General features: G+C 72.2%; 19 protein-coding genes and 1 riboswitch. Of the genes, 7 read left to right on the top strand and 12 right to left on the bottom strand.

What is annotated here, in order from left to right:
• Positions 1-207 precede the first annotated feature (207 nt).
• Together H299_RS0100735 and glxA are read left to right on the top strand one after the other, a co-directional pair.
• The gene (locus H299_RS0100735; protein ID WP_027746849.1) at positions 208-2,238 is read left to right on the top strand and encodes a glycosyltransferase family 2 protein; all 2,031 of its coding nucleotides are present in this window, start codon (positions 208-210) and stop codon (positions 2,236-2,238) included.
• Complete coding sequence (gene glxA / locus H299_RS0100730; RefSeq protein ID WP_027746848.1) at positions 2,235-4,241, top strand: radical copper oxidase GlxA; 2,007 nt, start codon at positions 2,235-2,237, stop codon at positions 4,239-4,241. Before H299_RS0100735 ends, glxA begins: the two co-directional genes overlap by 4 nt.
• Before the next feature lie 41 nt (positions 4,242-4,282).
• On the opposite strand, the gene H299_RS0100725 is transcribed toward glxA, so the two are convergent.
• From H299_RS0100725 to H299_RS0100715, 3 genes are all read right to left on the bottom strand, one after another.
• Complete coding sequence (locus tag H299_RS0100725; protein WP_027746847.1) at positions 4,283-5,326, bottom strand: glycoside hydrolase family 6 protein; 1,044 nt, start codon at positions 5,324-5,326, stop codon at positions 4,283-4,285.
• A 134-nt stretch (positions 5,327-5,460) separates the two neighbouring features.
• Positions 5,461-6,138, bottom strand: a complete 678-nt coding sequence (locus H299_RS0100720; RefSeq protein ID WP_051261988.1) for a class F sortase — start codon at positions 6,136-6,138, stop codon at positions 5,461-5,463.
• Between the two features lie 6 nt (positions 6,139-6,144).
• Entirely contained in the window at positions 6,145-6,855 is a 711-nt protein-coding gene (locus tag H299_RS0100715) for a hypothetical protein (RefSeq protein WP_051261987.1), read from the bottom strand.
• Between the two features lie 251 nt (positions 6,856-7,106).
• On the opposite strand from H299_RS0100715, the gene H299_RS0100710 reads away from it, so the two are divergent.
• Positions 7,107-7,937: a glycoside hydrolase family 19 protein gene (locus tag H299_RS0100710; protein WP_051262060.1), complete on the top strand. Its 831-nt coding sequence runs from the start codon at positions 7,107-7,109 to the stop codon at positions 7,935-7,937.
• A 96-nt stretch (positions 7,938-8,033) separates the two neighbouring features.
• Here H299_RS0100710 and H299_RS0100705 read toward each other — a convergent pair whose 3' ends face one another.
• Entirely contained in the window at positions 8,034-8,813 is a 780-nt protein-coding gene (locus H299_RS0100705) for an HAD-IIA family hydrolase (RefSeq protein ID WP_027746843.1), read from the bottom strand.
• A 275-nt stretch (positions 8,814-9,088) separates the two neighbouring features.
• On the opposite strand from H299_RS0100705, the gene H299_RS0100700 reads away from it, so the two are divergent.
• Entirely contained in the window at positions 9,089-10,168 is a 1,080-nt protein-coding gene (locus H299_RS0100700; RefSeq protein ID WP_027746842.1) for a Gfo/Idh/MocA family oxidoreductase, read from the top strand.
• On the opposite strand, the gene H299_RS0100695 is transcribed toward H299_RS0100700, so the two are convergent.
• From H299_RS0100695 to H299_RS0100685, 3 genes are all read right to left on the bottom strand, one after another.
• Positions 10,146-11,981, bottom strand: a complete 1,836-nt coding sequence (locus H299_RS0100695) for an ADP-ribosylation family protein (protein ID WP_158692245.1) — start codon at positions 11,979-11,981, stop codon at positions 10,146-10,148. The two genes, H299_RS0100700 and H299_RS0100695, sit on opposite strands and share 23 nt — an antisense overlap.
• A 173-nt stretch (positions 11,982-12,154) precedes the next feature.
• A complete protein-coding gene (locus H299_RS0100690; RefSeq protein WP_027746840.1) occupies positions 12,155-13,012 on the bottom strand; it encodes a fumarylacetoacetate hydrolase family protein in 858 nt (285 codons plus the stop codon).
• Positions 13,013-13,191: 179 nt separating this feature from the next.
• Positions 13,192-14,523, bottom strand: a complete 1,332-nt coding sequence (locus H299_RS0100685) for a DUF445 domain-containing protein (protein ID WP_051261986.1) — start codon at positions 14,521-14,523, stop codon at positions 13,192-13,194.
• A gap of 173 nt (positions 14,524-14,696) precedes the next feature.
• Here H299_RS0100685 and H299_RS0100680 point away from each other — a divergent pair, with 173 nt between their 5' ends.
• A complete protein-coding gene (locus H299_RS0100680) occupies positions 14,697-16,004 on the top strand; it encodes an SGNH/GDSL hydrolase family protein (RefSeq protein WP_486587102.1) in 1,308 nt (435 codons plus the stop codon).
• Between the two features lie 69 nt (positions 16,005-16,073).
• Here H299_RS0100680 and H299_RS0100675 read toward each other — a convergent pair whose 3' ends face one another.
• Genes H299_RS0100675 through H299_RS0100665 form a run of 3 tightly spaced genes read right to left on the bottom strand, consistent with a single transcriptional unit; the run spans position 16,074 to position 18,688 of the window.
• A complete protein-coding gene (locus H299_RS0100675; protein ID WP_027746837.1) occupies positions 16,074-17,030 on the bottom strand; it encodes an ATP-binding cassette domain-containing protein in 957 nt (318 codons plus the stop codon).
• 37 nt (positions 17,031-17,067) lie between these two features.
• Positions 17,068-17,835, bottom strand: a complete 768-nt coding sequence (locus tag H299_RS0100670; RefSeq protein WP_078512415.1) for an ABC transporter permease — start codon at positions 17,833-17,835, stop codon at positions 17,068-17,070.
• Positions 17,836-17,875: 40 nt separating this feature from the next.
• Complete coding sequence (locus H299_RS0100665; RefSeq protein WP_027746835.1) at positions 17,876-18,688, bottom strand: ABC-2 family transporter protein; 813 nt, start codon at positions 18,686-18,688, stop codon at positions 17,876-17,878.
• Positions 18,689-18,967: 279 nt separating this feature from the next.
• Here H299_RS0100665 and H299_RS0100660 point away from each other — a divergent pair, with 279 nt between their 5' ends.
• Both H299_RS0100660 and H299_RS0100655 read left to right on the top strand, forming a co-directional pair.
• Positions 18,968-21,391 (top strand): transglycosylase domain-containing protein, encoded by a 2,424-nt coding sequence (locus H299_RS0100660; RefSeq protein WP_027746834.1) that lies wholly within the window; start codon positions 18,968-18,970, stop codon positions 21,389-21,391.
• Positions 21,392-21,416: 25 nt separating this feature from the next.
• Positions 21,417-21,490, top strand: a riboswitch (guanidine-III (ykkC-III) riboswitch).
• A gap of 31 nt (positions 21,491-21,521) precedes the next feature.
• Positions 21,522-21,842, top strand: coding sequence for a DMT family transporter (locus H299_RS0100655; RefSeq protein ID WP_027746833.1), 321 nt, complete (start codon positions 21,522-21,524; stop codon positions 21,840-21,842).
• A 109-nt stretch (positions 21,843-21,951) separates the two neighbouring features.
• Here the strand turns inward: H299_RS0100655 and H299_RS0100650 are convergent, their stop codons facing one another.
• Both H299_RS0100650 and H299_RS0100645 read right to left on the bottom strand, forming a co-directional pair.
• Complete coding sequence (locus H299_RS0100650; RefSeq protein WP_051262059.1) at positions 21,952-22,254, bottom strand: GroES family chaperonin; 303 nt, start codon at positions 22,252-22,254, stop codon at positions 21,952-21,954.
• A 111-nt stretch (positions 22,255-22,365) separates the two neighbouring features.
• Complete coding sequence (locus tag H299_RS0100645; protein ID WP_027746831.1) at positions 22,366-22,689, bottom strand: DUF3618 domain-containing protein; 324 nt, start codon at positions 22,687-22,689, stop codon at positions 22,366-22,368.

The raw sequence follows: 22,689 nt of genomic DNA, 5'->3' as shown, positions 1-22,689 counted from the left end.
GCGCGCGGGAGAGCGGTCAACCGGAATGTGCAGCCCCACCTCAAGCAGCGCCTCTCACCAGTGCGATTGACCCCACGCGGCATGGAATCGGAACACCTTCTCCGCGATCGGCGGCCCGAAACCGGCAGCCGCCTCGCCCGTGTGAGAGGGACCGGAGAAGCGGGCGCGAGCCACGACGCGCAGCGCCGTGTACAGGGGGAAGGATTCATGACGTCGACGACCGAGGAAGCCGGGCCGCCACCGCACTCCGCGGGCGACCCGTCGCAGACCACCCGGCTGCGGCTGCCGCGCCACCTGCGCACGGGCGGCGCGGCGTCGGACGGCCAGGCGGCACACGGCCGGACGCCGCCCGGCCGGACGCGCAAGGCCCTCCCCCGCTACGACTACGAGCACTACAGCCGCCTCGCCGGCCCGCTCACCCAGCCCCCGGCGGGTGAGCCCTACCGGGTGCGGTACCGCAGCCTGCTGGCCGACGAGCCGCACCGCATCCGCGCCGCCGTCCTCCTGTGCCTCGCCCCGCTGCTGTCGGCGGGCCTGCTGATCTGGCTGATGCAGCCGCGGCACTGGACGGACCGGGACGGGGGCGAGGTCTCGGGCCTGGTGCTCAAGCTCGACATCGTGATGCTGGTCGCGATCGGCCTGATCGAGCTGTTCCGCACGATGAACGTGATCTCCAACGCGCACGCCACCCTCGTCGCACGCGACCCGGTCCCGGTGGTCCCCGAGCCCGGCACCAAGGTCGCCTTCCTGACCTCCTTCGTACCCGGCAAGGAGCCGCTGGAGATGGTCACCAGGACCCTGGAGGCGGCCGTACGCATCCGGCACCGCGGGCTGATGCACGTCTGGCTGCTGGACGAGGGGGACGATCTTGCGGTCAAGGAGGTCTGCCGCCGACTGGGCGTACGCCACTTCAGCCGCAAGGGCGTCGCCCGCTGGAACCAGGAGAGGGGGCCGCACCGCGCGAAGACCAAGCACGGCAACTACAACGCCTGGCTGGACGCGCACGGCGACGCGTACGACTACTTCGCCTCCGTCGACACCGACCACGTGCCGCTGCCCAACTACCTGGAGCGGATGCTCGGCTACTTCCGCGACCCGGACGTCGGCTTCGTCATCGGCCCCCAGGTCTACGGCAACTACGACAACTTCGTCACCAAGGCCGCCGAGAGCCAGCAGTTCCTCTTCCACGCCCTCATCCAACGCGCCGGGAACCACTACGAGGCGCCGATGTTCGTCGGCACCAGCAACGCCGTGCGGATCTCCGCGCTCAAGGGCATCGGCGGCCTCTACGACTCGATCACCGAGGACATGGCCACCGGCTTCGAGATGCACCGGGCCCGGAACCCGGGGACCGGCAACCGGTGGCGCTCGGTCTACACCCCCGACGTGCTCGCCGTCGGCGAGGGCCCGAACGCCTGGACGGACTTCTTCACCCAGCAGCTGCGCTGGTCACGGGGCACCTACGAGACGATCTTCAAGCAGTACTGGCGCGGCGTCACCACGCTGGGCCCGGGGAAGCTCTTCAACTACACCATGCTGATGATCTTCTACCCGATCTCCGCCATGAACTGGATTCTGGCTGCCCTCAGCTGCGCGCTCTTCCTGGGCATGGGCGCCTCCGGCGTGCAGATCGACCCGGCCGTCTGGATGATGCTCTACGGCAACGCCACCGCGCTCCAGATCGGCCTCTACATCTGGAACCGGCGGCACAACGTCTCCCCGCACGAGCCCGAGGGGTCCGGCGGACTGGCCGGGATGCTGATGTCGGCCCTGTCCGCACCGATCTACGCGCGCTCGCTCTTCGACACGGTGCTGCGCCGCAAGAGCACGTTCGTGGTCACTCCCAAGGGTGACTCGGCCAGCCCCGACACCCTCTTCGGCACCTTCCGCGTGCATCTCTTCTTCATCGCCGTCTTCGGCGGCTCGCTGGGCGGCTCGTTCTCCCTCGGCCACGACCACCCGGCGATGCTCACCTGGGCCGCACTGGCACTGCTGATCACCGCAGCTCCGATCATCGGCTGGCGCGTCACGCTCCGTACCGAGCAGAAGAAGCGCAAACATGGTCGCAAACACGGGTGGCCCCGCGGCCGGGGCGCGGACCGGAACGCGGTCCGGGACGGCCAGGGACCGCCGGCCGGCGGCGGACCTCCGGCACCGGGCGCCGCCCCGGACCCCGCGCCCCGGCCCGCCGCCCCCGAACAGACCCTGCACATCACCCTTGGGGGACGTGAGAAATGAACTACCGCCCGAGCCGCCGTACCCGCCGCCTGGCGATCGGTGCGGCGGCGGCGTTCGTGCTGGCGGGTTTCAACGGTCCCGCGCTCTACAACTTCGCCTCGGACAAGTATCACCACTACAAGATCAACAAGCCCGGGTACAAGGCGGTGAACGGGCACTGGGACGTGGTGGACGTGCCCGACGAGTTCAAGATCAACACGATCCACGCCGCGCTGCTGCAGACCGGCAAGGTGCTGCTGGTGGCCGGTTCCGGGAACGACTCGAAGCTGTTCGACGCGGGCACCTTCCGTACCGTCCTGTGGGACCCGGTCAAGAACAGCTTCAAGAACATCGACACCCCCGCCGACCTCTTCTGCGCCGGACACGCCCAGCTGCCGGACGGAAACCTGCTGGTGGCGGGCGGTACCCAGCGCTACGAGACGCTGGAGGGCGACGTCGAGAAGGCCGGTGGCCTGATGATCGTCTACAACGAGAACCCGGACAAGGCAAAGACCCTGAAGAAGGGCACCCGCTTCACCGGCCGGGAGAACGGCAAGACGTTCACCGCGCACAGCAACCTGCTCGTCCCGCGCGCCAAGAAGGTGAAGGACCCGGACACCGGGAAGATGACCGTCGAGCCCAGCAGCGCGCGCGTGTACGTCGAGGCGCCGAAGAAGGGCAAGCAGTACCAGACGGGCACCCAGGACCAGTACCGCATCCAGGGCCTGGGCGCCGGGGACAAGGAGAACGTCTACGGCATCGCCCAGAAGCTCTCCTTCGACAAGAAGGACTTCCAGGGCATCAAGGACGCCTACGAGTTCGACCCGGTGGCCGAGCGCTACATCACCGTCGACCCGATGGGCGAGGCCCGCTGGTACCCGACACTGACCACTCTGGAGGACGGCTCGGTCCTCTCGGTCTCCGGCCTGGACGAGATCGGCCAGGTCGTCCCCGGCAAGAACGAGATCTACGACCCGAAGACGAAGAAGTGGGGCTACCTCCCCAAGACACGCTTCTTCCCCACCTACCCCGCGCTCTTCCTCGCCCGGGACGGCAAGGTCTTCTACACCGGCTCCAACGCCGGCTACGGACCCGACGACAAGGGCCGGGTCCCGGGAGTGTGGGACCTGGAGAGCAACAAGTTCACCGAGGTGCCCGGCATGAGTGACGCGGGCATCCTGGAGACCTCCATGTCCGTGCTGCTGCCGCCCGCCCAGGACCAGCGGTACATGGTGCTCGGCGGCGGCGGGGTCGGCGAGAGCCCGAAGTCGACGGCGAAGACCAGGATCGCCGACCTGAGCGAGGAGCACCCCCGCTTCACGGACGGACCCGATCTCTACGCCGAGGCACGCTACCCGAGCAGCGTGATCCTGCCCGACGACACGGTGCTGACCACCAACGGCTCGGGGGAGTACCGGGGCCGCAGCGGCAGCAACGTCCTGAAGGCGGCGCTCTACGACCCGGCGAAGAACGAGTTCAAGGAGGTCGCCGACCCGCTGGTGGGCCGCAACTACCACTCCGGCGGGCTGTTGCTGCCGGACGGCCGGGTGATGACCTTCGGCTCCGACTCGCTCTTCTCCGACGACGCCGACACCAAGCCCGGCAAGTTCGACCAGCGCATCGAGATCTATACCCCGCCCTACCTCCACCAGGACGGTGAGCGCCCCGAACTGAAGGACACCGGCAAGCCGCGCCGTACGGTGGAGCTGGGCGAGTCCGTGGCCTTCCGCACCAAGGACGCGGACGCCGTCAAGAAGATGCGGCTGATCCGGCCCGGCTCCTTCACCCACGTCACCAACGTCGAGCAGCGCTCCCTCGCGCTCGACTACGAGAAGACGGCGGACGGGGTCAAGGTGGCCATCCCGGACGACCCCTCGCTCGTGCCGCCGGGCTGGTACATGGTCAACGCGGTGGACGGCGAGGGGGTGCCCTCGGAGGCGGTCTGGGTGAAGGTGCCGGTCGACCGCACGGCCGAGTCGCACACCACGATGCCCGAGATGCCCCCGACGCCGCCGGGGGACTGACGGCGCCGGGGCACCGCGCGTACGACGGGCTCGGAGCGCGGTCAGCCGCCCGCGTTCCGCGCCAGGTCCAGCGCGTACTCCGGGTACCAGTCACCGGCCTCCGGGCCGCCCTTGCACGCGCCGTCCGACTCCCCGGGCCGCTTGATCCACAAGAAGGCGTCCACCCGCTCCTCGCCCGTCCTCGTCGTGGGCTCCTCGCCCAGCCCGCGGCCGGGCGGGTTGCACCAGGACTCCTCGTCATGGCCCTTGGCCGGGCCCCTGCCGTTGCGGCTGGTGTCCACGACGAACGGCTTGTCGCCGACCATGGCCGACAGCTTGTTCCCGTAGGCGACGTTCGACTCGGTCGTCTGGTAGTTGGAGACGTTCAGCGCGAAGCCGTCGGCCGCGTCGATGCCCGCCCGGCGCAGCGGCTCGACCAGGCCGCCCGCGTCCCGGACCCAGTCCGGGTTGCCCGCGTCCAGGTAGACCTTGGTGTGCGGCAGCGCGGTGAGCTTCTGGACGGCCTCGTCGAGCAGCGCGTAGCGCTCGTCGTGGAACTCCTGCGGGGTGCAGCCCTCCTCCAGCAGGTGGGGCAGTGCGTCCGGCTCCACGATCACGGTGGCCTTGCGGTCGCCGATGCCGGCCACGACCTGGCCCAGCCAGTCGCGGTACTCCTGGGCACTGCCCGAGCCGCCCTGTGAGTACTGCCCGCAGTCGCGGTGGGGCAGATTGTAGAGGACCAGCAGGGCGCTGCGGCCGGCCTTCTCGGCGGCGAGGGTGATCCGGCGGGTTTCGCTCTGCGGGTCCCCGATGATCCACTCGGCCACCGGCTGCGCGGCGATCTTCTCGATCAGCCCGGCCTGCTTGTCCTTGCCCTCCGCGCGGTAATCGGCCACCTGTTCGGCGGCCTTGCCGTCCGGGTTGACCCAGTACGGCGCCTGCGAGGTGGGACGCTGCTTGGCGCTGCCGTCCTCGGCCGGGTCCTCGTCGGCGGAGTCCGCGTCGGAGGTGCAGCCCGCGAGGAGCGCCGTGCCCAGCGCCGCGCCGGCGGCGGCCAGCCGGGCCCGTGCGCCTCGTCGCGCGCGGCCCGCGTGTGTGCCGTACATCCACGACCCTTCGGAGACGACCAGGGACCGGTCCTGGCCAACATCGTTGCACAGGCGCTCCGGGCGCCCGCAACCGTGGGGCGGCGGAGTTGCTCCGTTCGCGGGCCGCCCCGGTGGAGGTGTGCGGCCGCGGCTCATACGCGTCGGGTTCCGGTGAGGTAGGCGGAGACCACCACGTTGGAGGTGTACGCGCGCGCCTCCCGGTCGAAGGAGCCGCCGCAGGTGAGCAGTCGCAGTTCGGCCCGGCCCTCCTCGCGCGGGCCGTAGACCTCGGCCGCGTCGAACTCCGCCCGGCCGACCACCTCCGTCGACTCCACGGTGAACTCGGCCACCAGCCCGTCCCCCCGGGTGACCTCGACCCTGCTGCCGGGCCGCGCGCTGCTGAGCGGATAGAAGACCGCGGGCTTCCGGTCGGTGTCGACGTGACCGACCAGCACGGCTACCCCCTCCTCGCCCGCCGTCGGCCCGTCGCGGTACCAGCCCGCCACGCCGGGGGTCGCATACGGCGGCGCCGTGACGGCACCGCCCCGGTCCAGCGGGCGCGGGACGAGGCGGGCGTGGATGCCGAGACCGGCCACGTCCAACTGCACCGGCCGGGCCGTGCCGTCCACCGGGTCGTGCGCGGCGGGCATCGGCGGCCCGTCGCCTGAGGGGCGGCCTGCCGCCGGGGCCTCGCCCAGGGAGAAGCCGCCGGTCACGCCCTCGGTGATGTCCCGTGCCCACAGCCACAGCCCCAGCAGCAGCGCGGCCCAGACCACGCCGCTCAGGGCCCGGCCGCGCAGCCCGCGCCGTACTCCCTCGTCCCCGGCCACGGCGGCTCAGCGCCCGGTCGGGTCCGCCGCACGCCTGCGCCGCACCGTGAACGCCACGGCGCCCAGGACCAGGGCACCGCCCGTCAGGGCGAGCCCCGCGGTGCGCGACGCCCCGCCCGTGCCGTCGGCGTCCCCGGCCGTGCCGCCGCCGCCCGCGCGTACGGGCGCCACGGGGGACGCGGGGGCGGAGGGGGCCGCTGTGGGAACGGCCGGCTCGTGGTGACCGCCGCCGCCGACCACGGTGACGGTGCCCTCGCCGCCGCCGGTGTCGATCACGACCTGGCAGTCGACGGTGATCTCGTACGCGCCGGGCTTGGCGCGGGGGCGGATGCGGGCGGTGCCCACGAGCGCGTCGTCGGCGGCCGGTTCGAGCGTGACGTCCCGTACGAAGGCGTCGGAGGCGGCGAGGGCGCTCTCGTCGTCGGCGCAGAAGTCGACGCGCAGGTCGACCCAGTCACCGGGCTTGGCCTGGCGGGGCGTCACCTCGACCCGGCCGCCGCCAGGGTCGCCGCCTCCAGGATCGTCGCCCCCCGGTTCGTCACCCTCGGGGCCCGCGACTGCGGCCGGTACGGGCGCGGCGGGGACGGAGCCGGGGCCGGGCGCCGCGGCGGCCGGCAGCGCGCCGAACGCCGCCGTGCACACGGCCAGCACGGCGGCCGTCAGCCCGCCGGCGGTCAGGGGACGCCGTCGGGCGTGGTGAAGTGGTGTCCGGGCCATGGGAACCTCCGGGTCGCTGCTCCCGAACATCCCCCCTGGGAGACCGCCGCGCACGCCCGGCTGCGCCATTCAGGCTGCGGCGGCACCCCCTTGTCGCGGCGCGCTCCGCACATTGACAGGTCCAGACCATTCGGCTTCAGTGTTCGCACGCCACGTCGGCCTGCCGAGGTTTTCGGCGCGCCGCACCGAAGGAGTGAGCAGCGCTGAAACGCATCAAGAGATTCGTGACCGTCCTGAGCGCCGTCCTCGCCATGACCGTCTTCCTCCCCCAGGCCGGCGCCGCCGCCGAAGGCTCCGCCGCGCCCGCGTGCGCGCCGCTGTGGAGTTCCACCAGCACGTACACGGCCGGTGAGACGGTCTCCCACCACGGGCGCAACTGGAGCGCCAAGTGGTGGACGCGGAACGAGGCCCCGGGCTCCACCTCCGCCTGGTCGGACCGGCAGGCGTGCACGGGAGGGGAGTCGGACTTCGTCATCAGCGAGGCGCAGTTCGAGGAGATCTTCCCGAACCGCAACCCCTTCTACACCTACCAGGGGCTGATCGACGCCCTGCACAGCTACCCGGGGTTCGCCAACACCGGCACACCGCAGACGCGGGCCCGCGAGGCGGCGGCCTTCCTGACGCACGCGGACTTCGAGTCGGTCGGCCTCCAGTACGTCAAGGAGATCAACGAGGAGAACTACTGGCGCAAGTGCGACTACAGCCAGCCCTACGGATGCCCGGCGGGCCAGAAGGCGTACTACGGGCGCGGACCGATCATGTTCAGCTGGAACTTCAACTACAAGACCGCTGGTGACGCGCTCGGCCTGGACCTGCTCAACGACCCCTGGCTCGTCGAGCGCGATCCGTCCGTGGCCTGGCAGACGGCCCTGTGGTACTGGAACACGCAGAACGGCCCCGGCACCATGACCTCGCACGAGGCCATGGTGGGCGGAGCGGGCTTCGGCGAGACCATCCGCTCCCTCAACGGCGCCCTGGAGTGCGACGGCGGCAACCCCGAGTCGGTGGCGGCACGGGTCGCCCGCTACGAGCGCATCACGGGGATCATCGGCACGGCACCGGGCTCGGGCCTCACCTGCTGACCCGCTGATCCCCCCGGGCCTGTCGGCCCGCCTGCCCGGCAGGGTCCCGCCGCGAAAGCGGGCGGGCCCTGCCGGGCGGAGGCTGCGGCCCAGGCCTCAGACGCGGTCCACCAGGTCGGCGATCGAGTCGACCACCGACGAGGGCCGGAAGGGGTGCCGGTCGACCTCCTCGGGACGGGTGAGGCCGGTCAGCACCAGGAAGGTCTCCATCCCGGCCTCCAGCCCGGCCAGGACGTCCGTGTCCATCCGGTCGCCGATCATGGCGCTGGTCTCCGAGTGCGCGCCGATGACGTTCAGACCCGCGCGCATCATCAGCGGATTGGGCTTGCCGACGAAGTACGGCTCGCTCCCGGTCGCCTTGGTGATCAGCGCGGCGACCGAGCCGGTGGCGGGCAGCGCGCCCTCGGCGGACGGCCCGGACTCGTCCGGGTTGGTGGCGATGAAGCGCGAGCCGTCGTTGATCAGCCGGATCGCCTTGGTCAGCGACTCGAAGCTGTAAGTGCGGGTCTCGCCCAACACCACGTAGTCGGGCGCGTGGTCGGTGAGCACGTACCCGATGTCGTGCAGCGCCGTGGTCAGCCCCGCCTCGCCGATGGCGTACGCGGTGCCGCCCGGCCGCTGGTCGTCCAGGAACTTGGCGGTGGCCAGCGCGGACGTCCAGATGTTCTCGATCGGCACCTCCAGCCCGATCCGGGCGAGCCGGGCATGCAGGTCGCGCGGGGTGTACATCGAGTTGTTGGTGAGCACCAGGAAGGGGCGGCCCGACTCCTTGAGCCGCCGGATGAAGGCGTCGGCTCCGGGGACGGGGACGCCCTCGTGCATCAGCACACCGTCCATGTCGGTGAGCCAGGACTCGATCGGCTTGCGCTCTGCCACGTAACGGCTCCTGCCATCTGTCGCTCGGGCCAGCCGGTGGGTCCGGCCGCCGCTGCCAGCGTAACCGGCCCTCCCGGACCCCGGTCGGGGCCGCCGCATGCTGCGCGAGGAGCGGGACGGTCCGGGTCCTGACCGTGCGTGGTAGGGCACGTGGCCGTCGGGCAGCGGGGCGGCGCGGGCACCGGCCGCGGCGGCATCCGCGCAAGGCGCCGCCCCCTCCGGCTGGGCGTCCCCTCCGGCCGGGCGGCCAGGGCGCGTTGTGCTTGGGTGGCGGTATGCACGCTGCCCCCACCGACCTGCGCGTCGGTCTGATCGGCTACGGCGTGGCCGGGTCCTTCTTCCACGCGCCCCTGATCGCCGCCACCGACGGCCTCGCTCTCGACACGGTGGTCACCGCCGACCCCGGCCGCCGGGCGCGGATCGAGGCCGAACACGGCGCGGGCGTCCGTACCGCCGCCTCGGCCGACGAGCTGTTCGCGGGCGCCGCCGCCCTCGACCTGATCGTGGTCGCCGCGCCGAACCGCACCCACGTGGCGCTCGCCCGCCGGGCACTGGAGGCGGGCCTCCCGGTGGTCGTGGACAAGCCGCTCGCCGCGACGGCGGCCGAGGCCGAGGCGCTCGCCGCCCTCGCCGACGCACGCGGCCTGCTCCTCTCCGCCTTCCAGAACCGGCGCTGGGACAACGACTTCCGCACGCTGCGCGCACTGCTGGCCGACGGCGCGCTCGGCGACGTGCACCGCTTCGAGTCCCGCTTCGAACGCTGGCGGCCCCGGCTCAAGGGCGGCTGGCGCGAGTCGGGCGACCCGGCCGAACTCGGCGGGCTCCTCTACGACCTGGGCAGCCACCTCGTCGACCAGGCCCTGACCCTCTTCGGTCCGGCACGGTGCGTCTACGCGGAGTCCGACGTCCGCCGCGCGGACGCCGCCGCCGACGACGACACCTTCGTGGCCCTCACCCACGACAGCGGCGTCCGCTCACACCTGTGGATGAGCGCGACGGCGGCCCAGCTCGGCCCGCGCTTCCGGGTCCTGGGCAGCCAGGCCGCGTACGTCAAGCATGGGCTCGACCCCCAGGAGGCGGCGCTGCGGGCGGGCGGCCGGCCGGTGGCCGGGCAGCCGTGGGGCGTGGAGCCCGAGGACGCCTGGGGCACCCTCGGCTCGCTCGACGGCAGCCGGCCGGTACGCACCCTCGACGGTGACTACCCCGCGTACTACGCCGCCGTCGCCGCCGCCCTGCGCGACGACGGACCACCGCCGGTCCCGGCACGGGAGGCGGCGGCCACCCTGCGCGTCCTGGAGGCGGCCCGCCACTCGGCGACCACCGGCCGCACGGTCACGCTGGAGCCGGGGGCCTGAGCCGGGCCTGAGCCGTGTCTGGCGGAAGAGCGCCGGAGCGAAGACCGGAGCTGAGAACTCCGTCGGGCCCGGCCCAGGGGATTTTCCGTTCGCGCAGGTCGAGTTCGGCGAGTTCGGCGAGGCTGTCGCGCCCGAGGGCCCGGTATGCCAGGGCGAGGAGTTCGGCGGCGTGGCGTTCGCGTTCGCGTTCGGGGACGCGGGTGCGGGTGCGGGTGCGGCCGGACGGGCCGCTGACGTCGCTGATGAAGTGCAGGTCGCGGCCCAGGGCCAGCGCTTCGGCCGGGTCGCCGGCGTCGCAGCGCTCCTTCGCCTGCGCGACCAGCGTGTCCAGGGCCGGCCCGTCGGTGGTGAGCGCTTCGCGGATCCGGTCGGTCAGCGCCCGGTCCTCACTCGCGCGCTGTGGCCCTCGGTCGAGGACGGTCTCGCCGGTGACCAGGGCGCCCGCTCCGTCGAGGGTGGTGACGCGGGCCGGGTCGGCGGTGCCGTACCCGTCGTCGTCGCCGCGCCGGTGCGGGAGGTCGTAGTCGCGGCCTTGACCGAAGCGGTCGCCCGTCTCGTACCTCATCAGCGTCTCCCGCAGCAACTGGACCCGGTAGCGGGCAGGTACTCCTCCTCCGTCGTCCTCGTCGCCGCCGTGGTTCAGGAGGAAGTCCTCGATCTTCTCCCGAACCACCTCAAGAGGTGTGTACCCGGCGGGAAGGCCGAAGCCGGAATCGTCCTTGGGGCTGTGGCCGAGAACTCCGGCACAGGTGTGCCCGTCGTCGAACCACAGACCGTAGTGGTCGCCGGGGTGGGAGCCGTTGAGAAAGGTGACGAACTCCGGCGGGTCCCAGTAGTAACGCCAGTGCATCCGCGGGTCCGTGCCGTCGGGCGGCTGCCAGGCCGGGTCGTCGAAGACGCTCATGATTCCGCACGCGTGCAGGTTCAGATCCTCGTCGAAGGCAGTACGTCCGACCGGGCCCAGCGCAAGGAGGAACTCCCAGAACCGGAGGATCGATTCAGGCAGCCGCACTCCCCAGACGTTTCGGCAACGCCGTTCGATCGCCGGCCGGTCGCGCCGTACGCGCTCGGCGGCGGCCCGACGCAGACCCTGGTGGTCCTCCTGCTGTGCAAGGGCCGCCTTCCAGCGCGGGTAGGCGCCGTCGGCCGCGGCACGTTCGGCGAAGTGCCGGCGCTCGCGGGCCTGTTCCCAGACCGAGCGCCCTGGGTCCTCGGTTTCGAAGATGGCCTCGAACAGGCGGTCCAAGGGTGTGGCCTCGAAGTCTGCGGGGCCGCCGACGGCGCGACGCGTCGCGTCGGGCAGCCAGCGCGCCGCATCCCGCTGCAACGCCCGGACCACGTCCGCACCCCCCTGCCCGGCGAGGTCCCGGTCGAACGCGGCCAGCACACCCGCCCGGCGGGCCTCGGCACGGGCGCACACCGCCGCTTCGTGCTCCCGGTACGCGTCCCACTCGGCGGCCAGGTCCACGGCGGGGAGGCCGAGGCGTTCGACGAAGAACGTCAGGTCCTCGGCTCGCGCCGCGGAGAGGTGATCGCCGTCCACCCACGCCCGGAACGCGTCGATCACGTCCTCGACAGGGTGCAGATCCGTATCTGCGACGGTCACGACCTCAGGCTGTGCGGTCAGCACACCGACGACACGGACGGGGACCAGTTCGTCCGCCCATATCTCGCTCAGGTCGTCGTTCCCGCCCTCGCCCGGGAAATCGGTGCCCCCTCCGGACCCGGCTGCCCCGGAATCCGCAGCCGCTTCGACCACCTCTCCGACGTACTCCCGATACGGACCCCGGGCGACCCTGACCCATCGCGTCATCAGCTCGAACTCCCGCCGGAACCTGCACACATGTGCGCATCCCATCATCCCGGGACGACGACTCCAAGCCGCAGCAACCGCACCTCGGGCTGCACCCTCCACAACACCCCGGGGTAGTGCGCAGTCGTCACCGCGCCGCGAACCGGCCCGGTCGCGCCGACGCCCTCCGCACGCTACGCGGCGCGCAGCTCCTGGCGCTGGCGGCCCAGGCCGTCGATCTCCAACTCGACGACGTCGCCCGGCCGCAGGTACGGCTTGGGCTCCGGGTGCCCCATCGCGACGCCCGCCGGAGTGCCCGTGTTGATCACGTCGCCCGGATACAGCGTCATGAACTGGCTGACATAGCGCACCACTCGGGCCACCGGAAAGATCTGCTCGGCCGTGCTGCCGTCCTGCCGCAGCGTGCCGTTGACCCACAGCCGCAGCCCGAGTGCCTGCGGGTCGGGCACCTCGTCGGAGGTGACCAGCCACGGGCCCAGCGGGTTGAAGGTCTCGCAGTTCTTGCCCTTGTCCCACTGGCCGCCGCGCTCGAGCTGGAACTCGCGCTCCGAGACGTCGTGCGCGACGGTGTATCCGGCGACCGCGGCCAGCGCCTCCTCGTCCGTCTCCAGATAGCGGGCGGTGCGGCCGATCACGACGGCCAGTTCGACCTCCCAGTCCGTCTTCACGCTGCCGCGCGGCACCAGCACCGGATCGTGCGGGCCGACGACCGTGTCCGGCGCCTTCATGAAGAGGATCGGCTCCCCCGGTACGGCGGCGCCGGTCTCCCGCGCGTGGTCGTGGTAGTTCAGCCCGATGCAGACGACCTTGCCGATCCGGGCGACGGGCGGGCCGGTACGCAGCCCCGCCGCGTCCAGCGCGGGCAGCTCCCCGCCCGCCGCCGCGGTACGTATCCGGGCGAGCGCGGCGCCGTCCGCAAGCAGCGCCCCGTCGATGTCCGGCACCAGTGCGGACAGGTCGCGCAGCGTCCCCTCGCCGTCGAGCAGGGCCGGACGCTCGGCCCCCTTCGTTCCCACACGCAGCAGCTTCAACATCACTCCCGAGGTCGTGGACACGATGGGGACGGCCATCGAGGCTCAGTCGGACGATCCTCCAAGAGCACGCGCCGCTGCACAACCCGCCGTTCACCTGGTGGGACGGCGCGGCGGCAGGAGCACCGCCCGGCACCGCGGACCGGTTCCCGGCCCGTCACGGCAAACCGCCGCGCCCCCTACGCACCCAGCAGGTGCGACACCGAGTAGATCGCCAGACCCGCCAGTGCGCCCACCACCGTGCCGTTCAGCCGGATGAACTGGAGGTCCCGTCCGATGTGCGCCTCGATCTTCCGCGAGGTGTGCTCCGCGTCCCAGCCCGCCACCGTGTCGGCGATCAGCGAGGTGATCTCGCCCCGGTAGGTGGTCACCACGTACTCCGCCGCACCCTCGATCCACCCGTCCACCTTGCTCTGGAGGCGGCCGTCCTCGGCCATCCGCGCGCCCAGTGACAGCAGCGACGCACGGGCCCGTACGCGCAGTTCGCTCCGCTCGTCCTCCGCCGCGGCGACGATCATGCCGCGCACGGACGACCACGCGGACGCGATCAGCTCCTGCACCTCCCCGCGCCCCAGCACGTCCCGCTTGAGCCGCTCCACCCGCTCCCTGGTCCCGGGATCGGTGCGCAGGTCGTGGGCGAAGTCGGTGAGGAAGCGGTCGACCGCACCGCGCGCCGGGTGGGCGGGCATGTCCCGCATCTCCGTGACGAAGCGCAGCAGTTCGCGGTAGACCCGTTCACCGATCTTGCGGTCCACGAAGCGCGGCGTCCAGCCGGGCGCGCCTCCGCTCACCGCGTCCATCACCGAGTCGCCGTGTGCCTCCAGCCAGTCGCAGGCCCGTGCGCACACCAGGTCCACCACCCTGCGGTGGCCGCCGTCGACGACGATCTTCTCCAGCATCGTGCCCAGACCGGGCGCGATCTCCTGCGCGTCGGCCCGGCGGGTGATCGCCTCGCCCACCACCGCCTGCACGTCGGCGTCGCGGAGCACCGTGAGCGCGCCCCGCAGCGCCGTCGCCAGCTCCTCGGTGACCCGGTCCGCGTGCTCGGGCCGGGCCAGCCAGGCGCCCACCCTGCGGCCGATGCCCACCGAGCGCAGCCGCCCGCGTACGACGTCGCCGGCCAGGAAGTTGTCCCCCACGAAGTCGCCGAGGCTCTGCCCCAGCTGGTCCTTCTTCGTCGGGATGATCGCCGTGTGCGGGATCGGCAGCCCCATCGGCCGCCGGAAGAGCGCCGTGACGGCGAACCAGTCGGCGAGCGCGCCGACCATGCCCGCCTCGGCCGCCGCGGCCACGTAGCCCGCCCAGCCGCCCGCGCCCGAGTTCCGCGCCCAGGTGGCGAGGACGAAGATCAACGCCATCGCCGCCAGCGCGCCGGTCGCGATGGCCTTCATCGCGCGTACGCCGCGCTGCTTCTCCTCGTCGGCTGCGGTGAACACACCCGGACCGCTTGTGAGTGCACTCACACGCCCGTCGCCGACGGCTTGCTTTTCACCCGATTCAGTACGTTCCATCCGCTCCACCTGTCCACCCCCCGGTCACGCCATTGTCCCCGCACCGCATGAGCAGGGAACGATCGACGGCCCACTCGCGTCTGTGCGTGCGGGGCGCTGCTCCATCCGTGGGATCATGACACCGCCGACTGTCCGGAGCTGTGGGCTCCGTCCGCCCGAGGGGAATCACGAGCATGACCAGAAACATGGGTTATGCCCTGCTTGCCGGGCTGGCGGCCATAGTGGTGCTGATCTCGACGGCGATATTCATCGGCGTCGGCGGCGGGCGCGACGACATCAACGCCGCGCCCGACCCGCGTGACCCGGCCGACCCGGCCGCCGCCGGCGCCTGGGTCGGCACGTGGTCCGCCGCCGCCGCCGCGGCCGAGCCGAACACCCAGGACGGCATCACCGACACCTCCATACGCAACGTGGTGCACTCCTCCGTCGGCGGCACCCGGGCCCGCATCCACCTCTCCAACCTCTACGGCAACAGCCCGCTGACCGTCAGCCACGCCAGCCTCGCGCTGGCCGCCGCGCCCAGCAATCCCACGGCCGCGGCCGGCAGCATGCGGACGCTGACCTTCGGCGGCAAGCAGTCGGTGACCATCCCGCCCGGCGGCAAGGTCACCAGCGACGCCGTCCGGCTCAACGTCCCCTCCGCCGCCGACCTGCTGGTCACCACCTACTCCCGGCGGACCTCCGGCCCGGTGACGTACCACCCCTACGCGCGCCAGACCAGCTACCTGGCCCAGGGCGACCGGACCGAGGCGGCGGCCGGCACCGCCTTCACCCAGCAGATCCCCTACTGGCGCTACCTGACCGGCGTCGATGTGTGGAGCACCGAGGCCGAGGGCTCCGTCGTGGTGATCGGCGACTCGCTCACCGACGGCATCACCTCCAGCCCGGGCGCCAACCGCCGCTGGACGGACTTCCTCGCCGAGCGGCTGCGCACCGAGCGCGAGGCACCGCGCTACAGCGTCCTCAACAGCGGCATCAGCGGAAACCGGATACTGGTCGACGGCAACAAGTACTACCCGAACAACGGCCCGAGCGGCCTGCTCCGGATGGAGCGGGACGCGCTCTCCCGTACGGGGGCCAAGGCCGTCATCATCCAGCTGGGCCTGAACGACATGCTCAAGGCCCCCCGCCAGCACGACCCCGACAAGATCGTCCAGGGCCTGCGGCAGATGGTCGCGAAGGCCCACGCGCGGGGCCTCCAGGTGCTCGGCGGCACCCTGACCCCCTTCGGCGGGCACCGCGGGTACCAGCCCCGGCTGGACGCCGTCCGGCAGGAGGTCAACCAGCAGATACGCGGCGGCAAGGTCTTCGACCAGGTGATCGACTTCGACGCCGCGCTGCGCGACCCCGCCCACCCGGAGCGGCTGCGCACCGCCTACGACTCCGGCGACCACCTGCACCCGAACGACAACGGCTACCGCGCGATGGCGCAGGCCGTGGACATGCGGTCGCTCAAGGGAGCGGCACCCGCCGACCTGTGACCCGGACGGCCCGCCCGTCCCGGCGACCGGACGACCGGACGACGGCCGGGCGACGACGGCCGCCCCCGGTCACCGTTCCGCGTACATCCTGGCGATGACCTGCTCGATGTCCGGCTCCCGCAGCGAGAGGTCCACCAGCGGGTAGTCCGCCGCGATCCGGGCCACGATCGGCGCGGCGCTCGCCGAGGCGGCGAAGGCGAGCCACTGGCGCGGGCCCTCGGTGCGCACGGTCCGCGCACCCGGCACCCCCTCGATCGGCGGCAGTTCCCGCTCCAGGTCCACCACCAGGGTGCGCTCGCTCTCGCCCACCTCGTGCAGCCCCGCCAGCGAGCCGTCGTACATCAGCCGCCCGTGGTCGATGACCACCACGCGGCGGCACAGCTGCTCGATGTCGGTCAGGTCGTGGGTGGTCAGCAGCACCGTGGTGTGCTGCTCGGCGTTCAGGTCGCGCAGGAAGTCGCGCACCTGCGCCTTGCTGATGACGTCGAGCCCGATCGTCGGCTCGTCCAGGTAGAGCACCTCGGGGTCGTGCAGCAGCGCGGCGGCGATGTCGCCGCGCATCCGCTGGCCCAGCGACAGCTGCCGTACGGGGACCTCCAGCAGCGGGCCCAGGTCCAGCAGTTCGACGCAGCGGTCGAGGTTCGCCCGGTAGCGCGCCGCCGGAATCCGGTAGATCCGTCGCACCAGCGCGTACGAGTCGCGCAGCGGCAGGTCCCACCACAGGGTCGTGCGCTGACCGAAGACGACGCCGATCCGGCTCGCGAGCGCCGTACGGTCCCTGGGCGGATCGATACCGGCGACCCGCAGCCGCCCGCTGCTGGGGGTCAGGATGCCGGTGAGCATCTTGATGGTGGTCGACTTGCCCGCGCCGTTCGGCCCGATGAAGCCGGCGATCTGGCCGCGCGGGACGGTGAAGCTGATGCCGTCCACCGCCCGCACCTCGCGGCGCTCCCGGCGCAGCAGCCCGGCGCGGCGCCGTACCTGGAAGACCTTCTCCAGTCCCTCGACCTCGATGCAGTCGCTCATGCCGCCCCTCTCGCCCACCCCGTACCGTCCCGTCCGCTCAGCTGCCGGTGCTCTGATAGCCGCGCAGTCCCGCCCGCCAGGCCAGCCCGGCCACCGCGCAGCACGCGACCGCCACCGCCGGGGAGGCGAAGTCCACCCAGCCCGGCAGCCCCAGCGGGTCGTCCCGGCCCAGCACCCGCAGCGCGGGCAGCCAGTTGACGAACGCCAGCGGCACCACGAACGTCACCCCGCGCAGCAGGTCCTTGGCGAAGATCGTGGGCGGGTACTGCAACAGCGTCGTACCCCCGTAGGTGAAGGCGCTCTGCACCTCCGACGCGTCCTGCGCGAAGAACTGGAAGGCACCGCCCAGGACGTACACGGCGGCGAAGATCGCGGCGCCGCTGAGCAGCATCACCGGCACCAGCAGCAGGCGCACCGGCGTCCAGTCGATGTCCAGCCGGGTGAGGGCCCAGCCCAGCAGCAGCACGCCCTGGGCCAGCCGCCCGATGCGGCGCAGCGCGAAGCGGTCGGCGGCGGCCTGCACCAGCACCGGCACGGGGCGCACCAGCAGGGTGTCCACGGTGCCGTCGCGCACCCGGCTGCCGATGTTGCTGAGCGAGGCCAGCAGCAGGTCGGCGATGCCGAAGGCGGTGCACGAGGTGCCGTAGAGGAAGGCCACCTCCGCCAGGGTGAAGCCGCCCAGCCGGTCGATGTGCGTGAACATGATGGCGATGGCCGCGAAGTCCAGCAGTGTGATGACAAAGTTGCCCAGCGTCATCATCGCGAAGGACGCGCGGTAGGTCATCGTCGCGCGAATCCACATCATCACGATGAGGCAGTACGCCCGTATCCCCCACCAGATCCGCTCAGCCACCCTGCACCACCACCCTGCGCGTGGCCACCGACTGGAGCACGCGCCCCGCCCCCAGCAGCACCGCCGCCCACACCGCCTGGAAGCCGAGCGCACCGGCCACGCCGCCCGCCCCCGCACGCTCCTGGAGCAGCACGTCGGCGGGCACCTGGAGCATCGCCGCCCACGGCAGCTGGCGGGCGACCTCGCCGAAGGCGCCGGGGAAGACGGTGAGCGGCAGCAGCATCCCGGAGAAGAAGATGCCCAGCAGCATGCCCACGGTGTTCAGCCCGGCCGGGTCCAGCAGCCAGAAGGTGCTCAGGGCCAGCAAGTAGCGCAGCGCGAAGCCGACGACGACCGCCAGCAGGACGGAGACGGCGAACGCCAGCCAGACCAGCGGCGCGCCGGGCAGCGCCAGCTCGAACGCGAGCGCGCCCACCAGCATGGGCACGATCCCCCGCCCCAGCAGCTGGAATCCGGCCCGCCCCAGATCGGCCGACAGCCACCACGCCTGGAGGTCGACCGGCCGGTAGAGGTCGACGGCCACGTCACCGGTGCGGATGCGGGCCTGGAGGTCCTCCTGCGCGCCCCCGCCCATCAGCGCCGTCGCGGCCAGCAGCGCCTGGCCCAGCCAGACGAAGGTCAGCGCCTGCGCCTGGTCGTAGCCGCCCAGGTCCGGGCGCTCCGTCCACAGGGCGATGTAGGTGTAGGCGATGATGAAGCCGAAGGCGGTGTTGGTGAAGAGTCCGCCCGCAGTGGCGATGCGGTAAGTGGAGTAGCGCCGGAAGCTGCTGGCCGCGACAGCGAAATAGAGTGGCACATAGCGCATCCTTTTGGGCCGCTCCCCCGTCTACCCAGTAGCACTTCCGTACGACACCTGAAAACAGCCGAAGCACGCGAGCCTAGACGACCTGACGGGATCGCTGCCACGGGTTTCCGTACGGCGGCCCCCGCGCGACCGGGTGAGCGCACTCGGATGGGGGACGGCCACGACGTGGCGCGGGTGTGGCCGTTCGACACCGAGCGGCTTACGGCAGGGATGATGCGACAGTGATTTCGGGGCGTACGACGCGAATCGCCCACCGGTGGACGAGGAGTGCCTGCAACGATGAGTGACGAGCCAGGCGGAGCGGGCGGCAAGGCGGGGAGCCCGCCCGCGGCGGGCGCGACCGGCACGGCGGACGGCACGGCCGCCACCGGCAAGGCGGCACGCCGCCCCCGGACGGGCTGGCGGCGGTTGATCCCCACCTGGCGCCTCGTGGTGGGCTCGTTCCTCATGATCGTGCTCATCCTCTCGGGCGGCCTGGTGGCGGGCTACCTGCTCGTCGACATCCCGGCACCCAACAAGGCCGCAGCCGCGCAGAACAACGTCTACCTCTACGCCGACGGCACCCAGATCGCCCGGGACGGTGAGGTCAACCGGGAGATCGTCACCCTGTCCCAGATCCCCCGGACCACGCAGCGCGCGGTGCTGGCGGCCGAGGACCGCAGCTTCTACAGCGAGTCCGCCGTCGACCTGACGGCCATGACCCGCGCAGGCTGGAACATGGTCACCGGCGGCGGCAAGCAGTCCGGCTCGACCATCACCCAGCAGTACGTGAAGAACTACTACCTCACCCAGGACCAGACCCTCAGCCGCAAGGCCAAGGAGTTCTTCATCGCCCTCAAGCTGGACAACGAGGTGAGCAAGGACGAGATCCTGCTCGGCTACCTCAACACCAGCTACTTCGGGCGCAACGCCTACGGCATCCAGGCGGCGGCGCACGCCTACTACGGCAAGGCCGCCGCGGACCTCACCACCGCCGAGAGCGCCTACCTGGCGGCCCTGGTCAACGCCCCCGGCGCGTACGACACCCGGGCCCACCCGGAGAACAAGAAGCGTGCGGTGGCCCGCTGGAACTACGTACTCGACGGCATGGTCGAGGAGGGCTGGCTCGAGCAGGGCAGGCGGGACGCGATGAAGTTCCCCGAGCCCGGCCCGTACAAGCCGCCCAACGCGCTGTCCGGGCAGCGCGGCTACCTCGTCAAGGCCGTCGAGGAGTACCTCGTCGACAACGGCATCATCGACGAGCGCAGGCTGCGCGCGGGCGGCTTCCGCATCACCACCACCATCGACCCCAAGCGGCAGGAGGCGCTGGTCGACGCCGTGGACGAGCAGCTGATGTCGCAGCTGAGCAAGGACCGCAAGGTCGACAAGTACGTCCGCGCGGGCGGCACCTCCATCGACCCGAAGACGGGCGAGGTGGTCGCCATGTACGGCGGCATCGACTACCTCAAGCAGTACGTCAACAACGCCACGCGCCGCGACTACCAGGTCGGCTCCACCTTCAAACCGTTCCTCTACACCGCCGCCCTGGACCACGGCTCCACCACCCAGGACGGCCGCCCCATCCGCGCCCGTACCGTCTACGACGGCACCAACAAGCGCCGGGTCATGAGCGACGGGCAGCCCACCGACTACGCCCCCGCCAACGAGGACGACCGCTCCTACGGCCAGATCCCGGTCACCACCGCGATGGACAAGTCGGTCAACTCCGTCTTCGCCCAGATGGGTGTGGACATCGGGCCGCAGAAGGTCAAGGACACCGCGATCGACCTGGGCCTGCCCAAGGACACCCCCAACATGCCGGCCGACGGCTCCATCGCCCTCGGCGTCGCCACCGCCTCCACCCTCGACATGGCGGAGGCGTACGCCACCCTCGCCCGGCACGGCGAGCACCGCGACCACACGCTGGTCAAGAAGGCCACCCGGGGCGGCGAGGTCATCAAGCTGCCGGGGCGCGAGGGCGAGCGCGCCGTGCCGCGCGAGGCCGCCGACTCCACCACCGCCGTCCTTCAGAGCGTGGTCGAGGGCGGCACCGGCACCGCCGCCCAGACCGCCGGGCGCCCGGCCGCAGGGAAGACCGGCACCGCCGAGGAGGACCGCGCCGCCTGGTTCGCCGGGTACACGCCGGAGCTGGCCACCGTCATCAGCGTGATGGGCCAGAACCCCGAGGGCGGACACGAGCCGCTCTACGGCGCCGCCGGGCTCCCCCGGATCAACGGCGGCGGCTTCCCCGCGCAGATCTGGGGCGCGTACACGGCGGAGGCGCTGGAGGGGAAGCCGGTCAAGGAGTTCGACCTCCAGCCCGGCGACGACGGCGACGCGAGCCTGCCGCCCGCGCCTCCCAGCGGCGACACCCAGCCCACCGGCCCGCCCACCGACGGGCCCGGCACCGAGCCCCCGGCCGACGAGCAGCCGGAGCCCCCCGGCGACTCGGAACCGCCGGAGGACCCGGGCACCGAGCCGCCTCCCGACACCGAGGAGCCGACCACGGGCGGAGCCGTCGGCGGGGGCGACGTCGGCGGCGGTGCCCCGGAGGGGACGACCGAGGGGAGCGGCGGCTCCGGCGATCCCGGCGGCGGTGAGGTCGGCGGGGGCGACGTCGGGGGTGGTGATCCGGGCGGCGGCGGCGACGTCGGCGGGGGCGACCCCGGCGGCGAGGTCGGCGGCCCGGAGAGCGGTGCCGCCCTGGGCGGCGGCGAGGGCTGACCAGCGCCGGAGCCGCGTCGGCCCGGGTTTGCTACGGTAGGGGGAACCCGACGAGACGCGCCGTACCGGGTCCGCTCCACCAGGAAAAGACGACGCACCCCGTAAATGATCGAATCACGGAGGTGCCGTCATGGCCTGGATTCTGCTCGCACTCGCCGGCCTGCTCGAGGTCGGCTGGGCCATCGGGCTCAAGTTCACCGAAGGCTTCACCCGGCTCTGGCCGAGCGTCTTCACCGTTGCGGGCTTCGCCGCCAGCATGATCCTGCTCGCACAGGCGGCCCGTACGCTGCCCATCGGCACCGCGTACGGGGTCTGGGTGGGCATCGGCGCGGCAGGGGCGGCGATCGTCGGCATGCTGGCGCTGGGCGAGCCCGCGACGGCGGCGCGGATCTTCTTCATCTGCCTGCTGCTGGCCTCCGTCGTCGGCCTCAAGGTCACCTCGGGGCACTGACGGCCGGCGGCGCTGACGGCTTGAGGCTGGCAGCCCGGCGCTGACGGCTCGGGCGCTCAAGACCGGCCGCCCCGGTGCTCCGAGGCCGCCTCGGAGCACCGGGCGAGCGCTAAAGGTATAGACCTGTGGAGTCTTCGGAGCCCTGGAGCCTCTCGGCCGCCACCGCGTGCAGGTCGCGCTCGCGCATCAGCACGTACGCCACCCCCCGCACCTCGACCTCGGCCCGGTCCTCCGGATCGAAGAGGACCCGGTCACCGGGCTCCACCGTCCGCACGTTCTGCCCGACGGCGACCACCTCGGCCCAGTTCAGCCGGCGGCCGACCGCCGCCGTCGCCGGGATCACGATGCCGCCCGAGGAACGCCGCTCGCCCTCCGGGATGTCCGTCCGGACCAGCACGCGGTCATGCAGCATCCGGATCGGCAGCTTGTCGTGCCGGGGGGAATCAGAGGCGGGGGTCAGGGAACTCACGCGACGACCGTATAACAGGCCCGGCGCACCACCGACCGCTGGGCCGACGCCGGATCAGCGCCGCCGGCGCCTGGCCGACCGGGCGAACAGCCCGCTCGTCACGACGACCGCCACCACGGCCACCGGCACGATCCGCTCCAGCCGCGGCGAGCCGTCCGCGCCGACGAACTGCGCCCGCACCTCGGTCACGCCGCGGTTCACCGCGACGTACGCCCGCCCCACCGTCCGGTCGACGCTCGCGGCGGCCTTGGCCTTGACGTCACCCATGATCGTCTGCGGGTGCACCCGCACGGCGATCTCGTCCAGCGCGACGGCCAGCTCGCGCCGCCTGCGGACGATGTCCGCCTCGATGTCCACGGGGGTCCTGGCATCAGACAC

It is taken from the genome of Streptomyces sp. CNH287 (assembly GCF_000424825.1).
This window is presented reverse-complemented; position numbering and strand designations above follow the sequence as displayed.

What these genes read in the sequence shown, in the direction of transcription:
- H299_RS0100735 (WP_027746849.1), top strand. Translation starts at nt 208, where the DNA reads ATGACGTCGACGACCGAGGAAGCCGGGCCGCCACCGCACTCCGCGGGC.
- glxA (WP_027746848.1), top strand. Translation starts at nt 2,235, where the DNA reads ATGAACTACCGCCCGAGCCGCCGTACCCGCCGCCTGGCGATCGGTGCG.
- H299_RS0100725 (WP_027746847.1), bottom strand. Translation starts at nt 5,326, where the DNA reads ATGTACGGCACACACGCGGGCCGCGCGCGACGAGGCGCACGGGCCCGG.
- H299_RS0100715 (WP_051261987.1), bottom strand. Translation starts at nt 6,855, where the DNA reads ATGGCCCGGACACCACTTCACCACGCCCGACGGCGTCCCCTGACCGCC.
- H299_RS0100710 (WP_051262060.1), top strand. Translation starts at nt 7,107, where the DNA reads ATGACCGTCTTCCTCCCCCAGGCCGGCGCCGCCGCCGAAGGCTCCGCC.
- H299_RS0100700 (WP_027746842.1), top strand. Translation starts at nt 9,089, where the DNA reads ATGCACGCTGCCCCCACCGACCTGCGCGTCGGTCTGATCGGCTACGGC.
- H299_RS0100695 (WP_158692245.1), bottom strand. Translation starts at nt 11,981, where the DNA reads ATGACGCGATGGGTCAGGGTCGCCCGGGGTCCGTATCGGGAGTACGTC.
- H299_RS0100685 (WP_051261986.1), bottom strand. Translation starts at nt 14,523, where the DNA reads ATGGAACGTACTGAATCGGGTGAAAAGCAAGCCGTCGGCGACGGGCGT.
- H299_RS0100680 (WP_486587102.1), top strand. Translation starts at nt 14,697, where the DNA reads ATGACCAGAAACATGGGTTATGCCCTGCTTGCCGGGCTGGCGGCCATA.
- H299_RS0100675 (WP_027746837.1), bottom strand. Translation starts at nt 17,030, where the DNA reads ATGAGCGACTGCATCGAGGTCGAGGGACTGGAGAAGGTCTTCCAGGTA.
- H299_RS0100670 (WP_078512415.1), bottom strand. Translation starts at nt 17,835, where the DNA reads ATGATGTGGATTCGCGCGACGATGACCTACCGCGCGTCCTTCGCGATG.
- H299_RS0100665 (WP_027746835.1), bottom strand. Translation starts at nt 18,688, where the DNA reads ATGCGCTATGTGCCACTCTATTTCGCTGTCGCGGCCAGCAGCTTCCGG.
- H299_RS0100660 (WP_027746834.1), top strand. Translation starts at nt 18,968, where the DNA reads ATGAGTGACGAGCCAGGCGGAGCGGGCGGCAAGGCGGGGAGCCCGCCC.
- H299_RS0100655 (WP_027746833.1), top strand. Translation starts at nt 21,522, where the DNA reads ATGGCCTGGATTCTGCTCGCACTCGCCGGCCTGCTCGAGGTCGGCTGG.
- H299_RS0100650 (WP_051262059.1), bottom strand. Translation starts at nt 22,254, where the DNA reads ATGCTGCATGACCGCGTGCTGGTCCGGACGGACATCCCGGAGGGCGAG.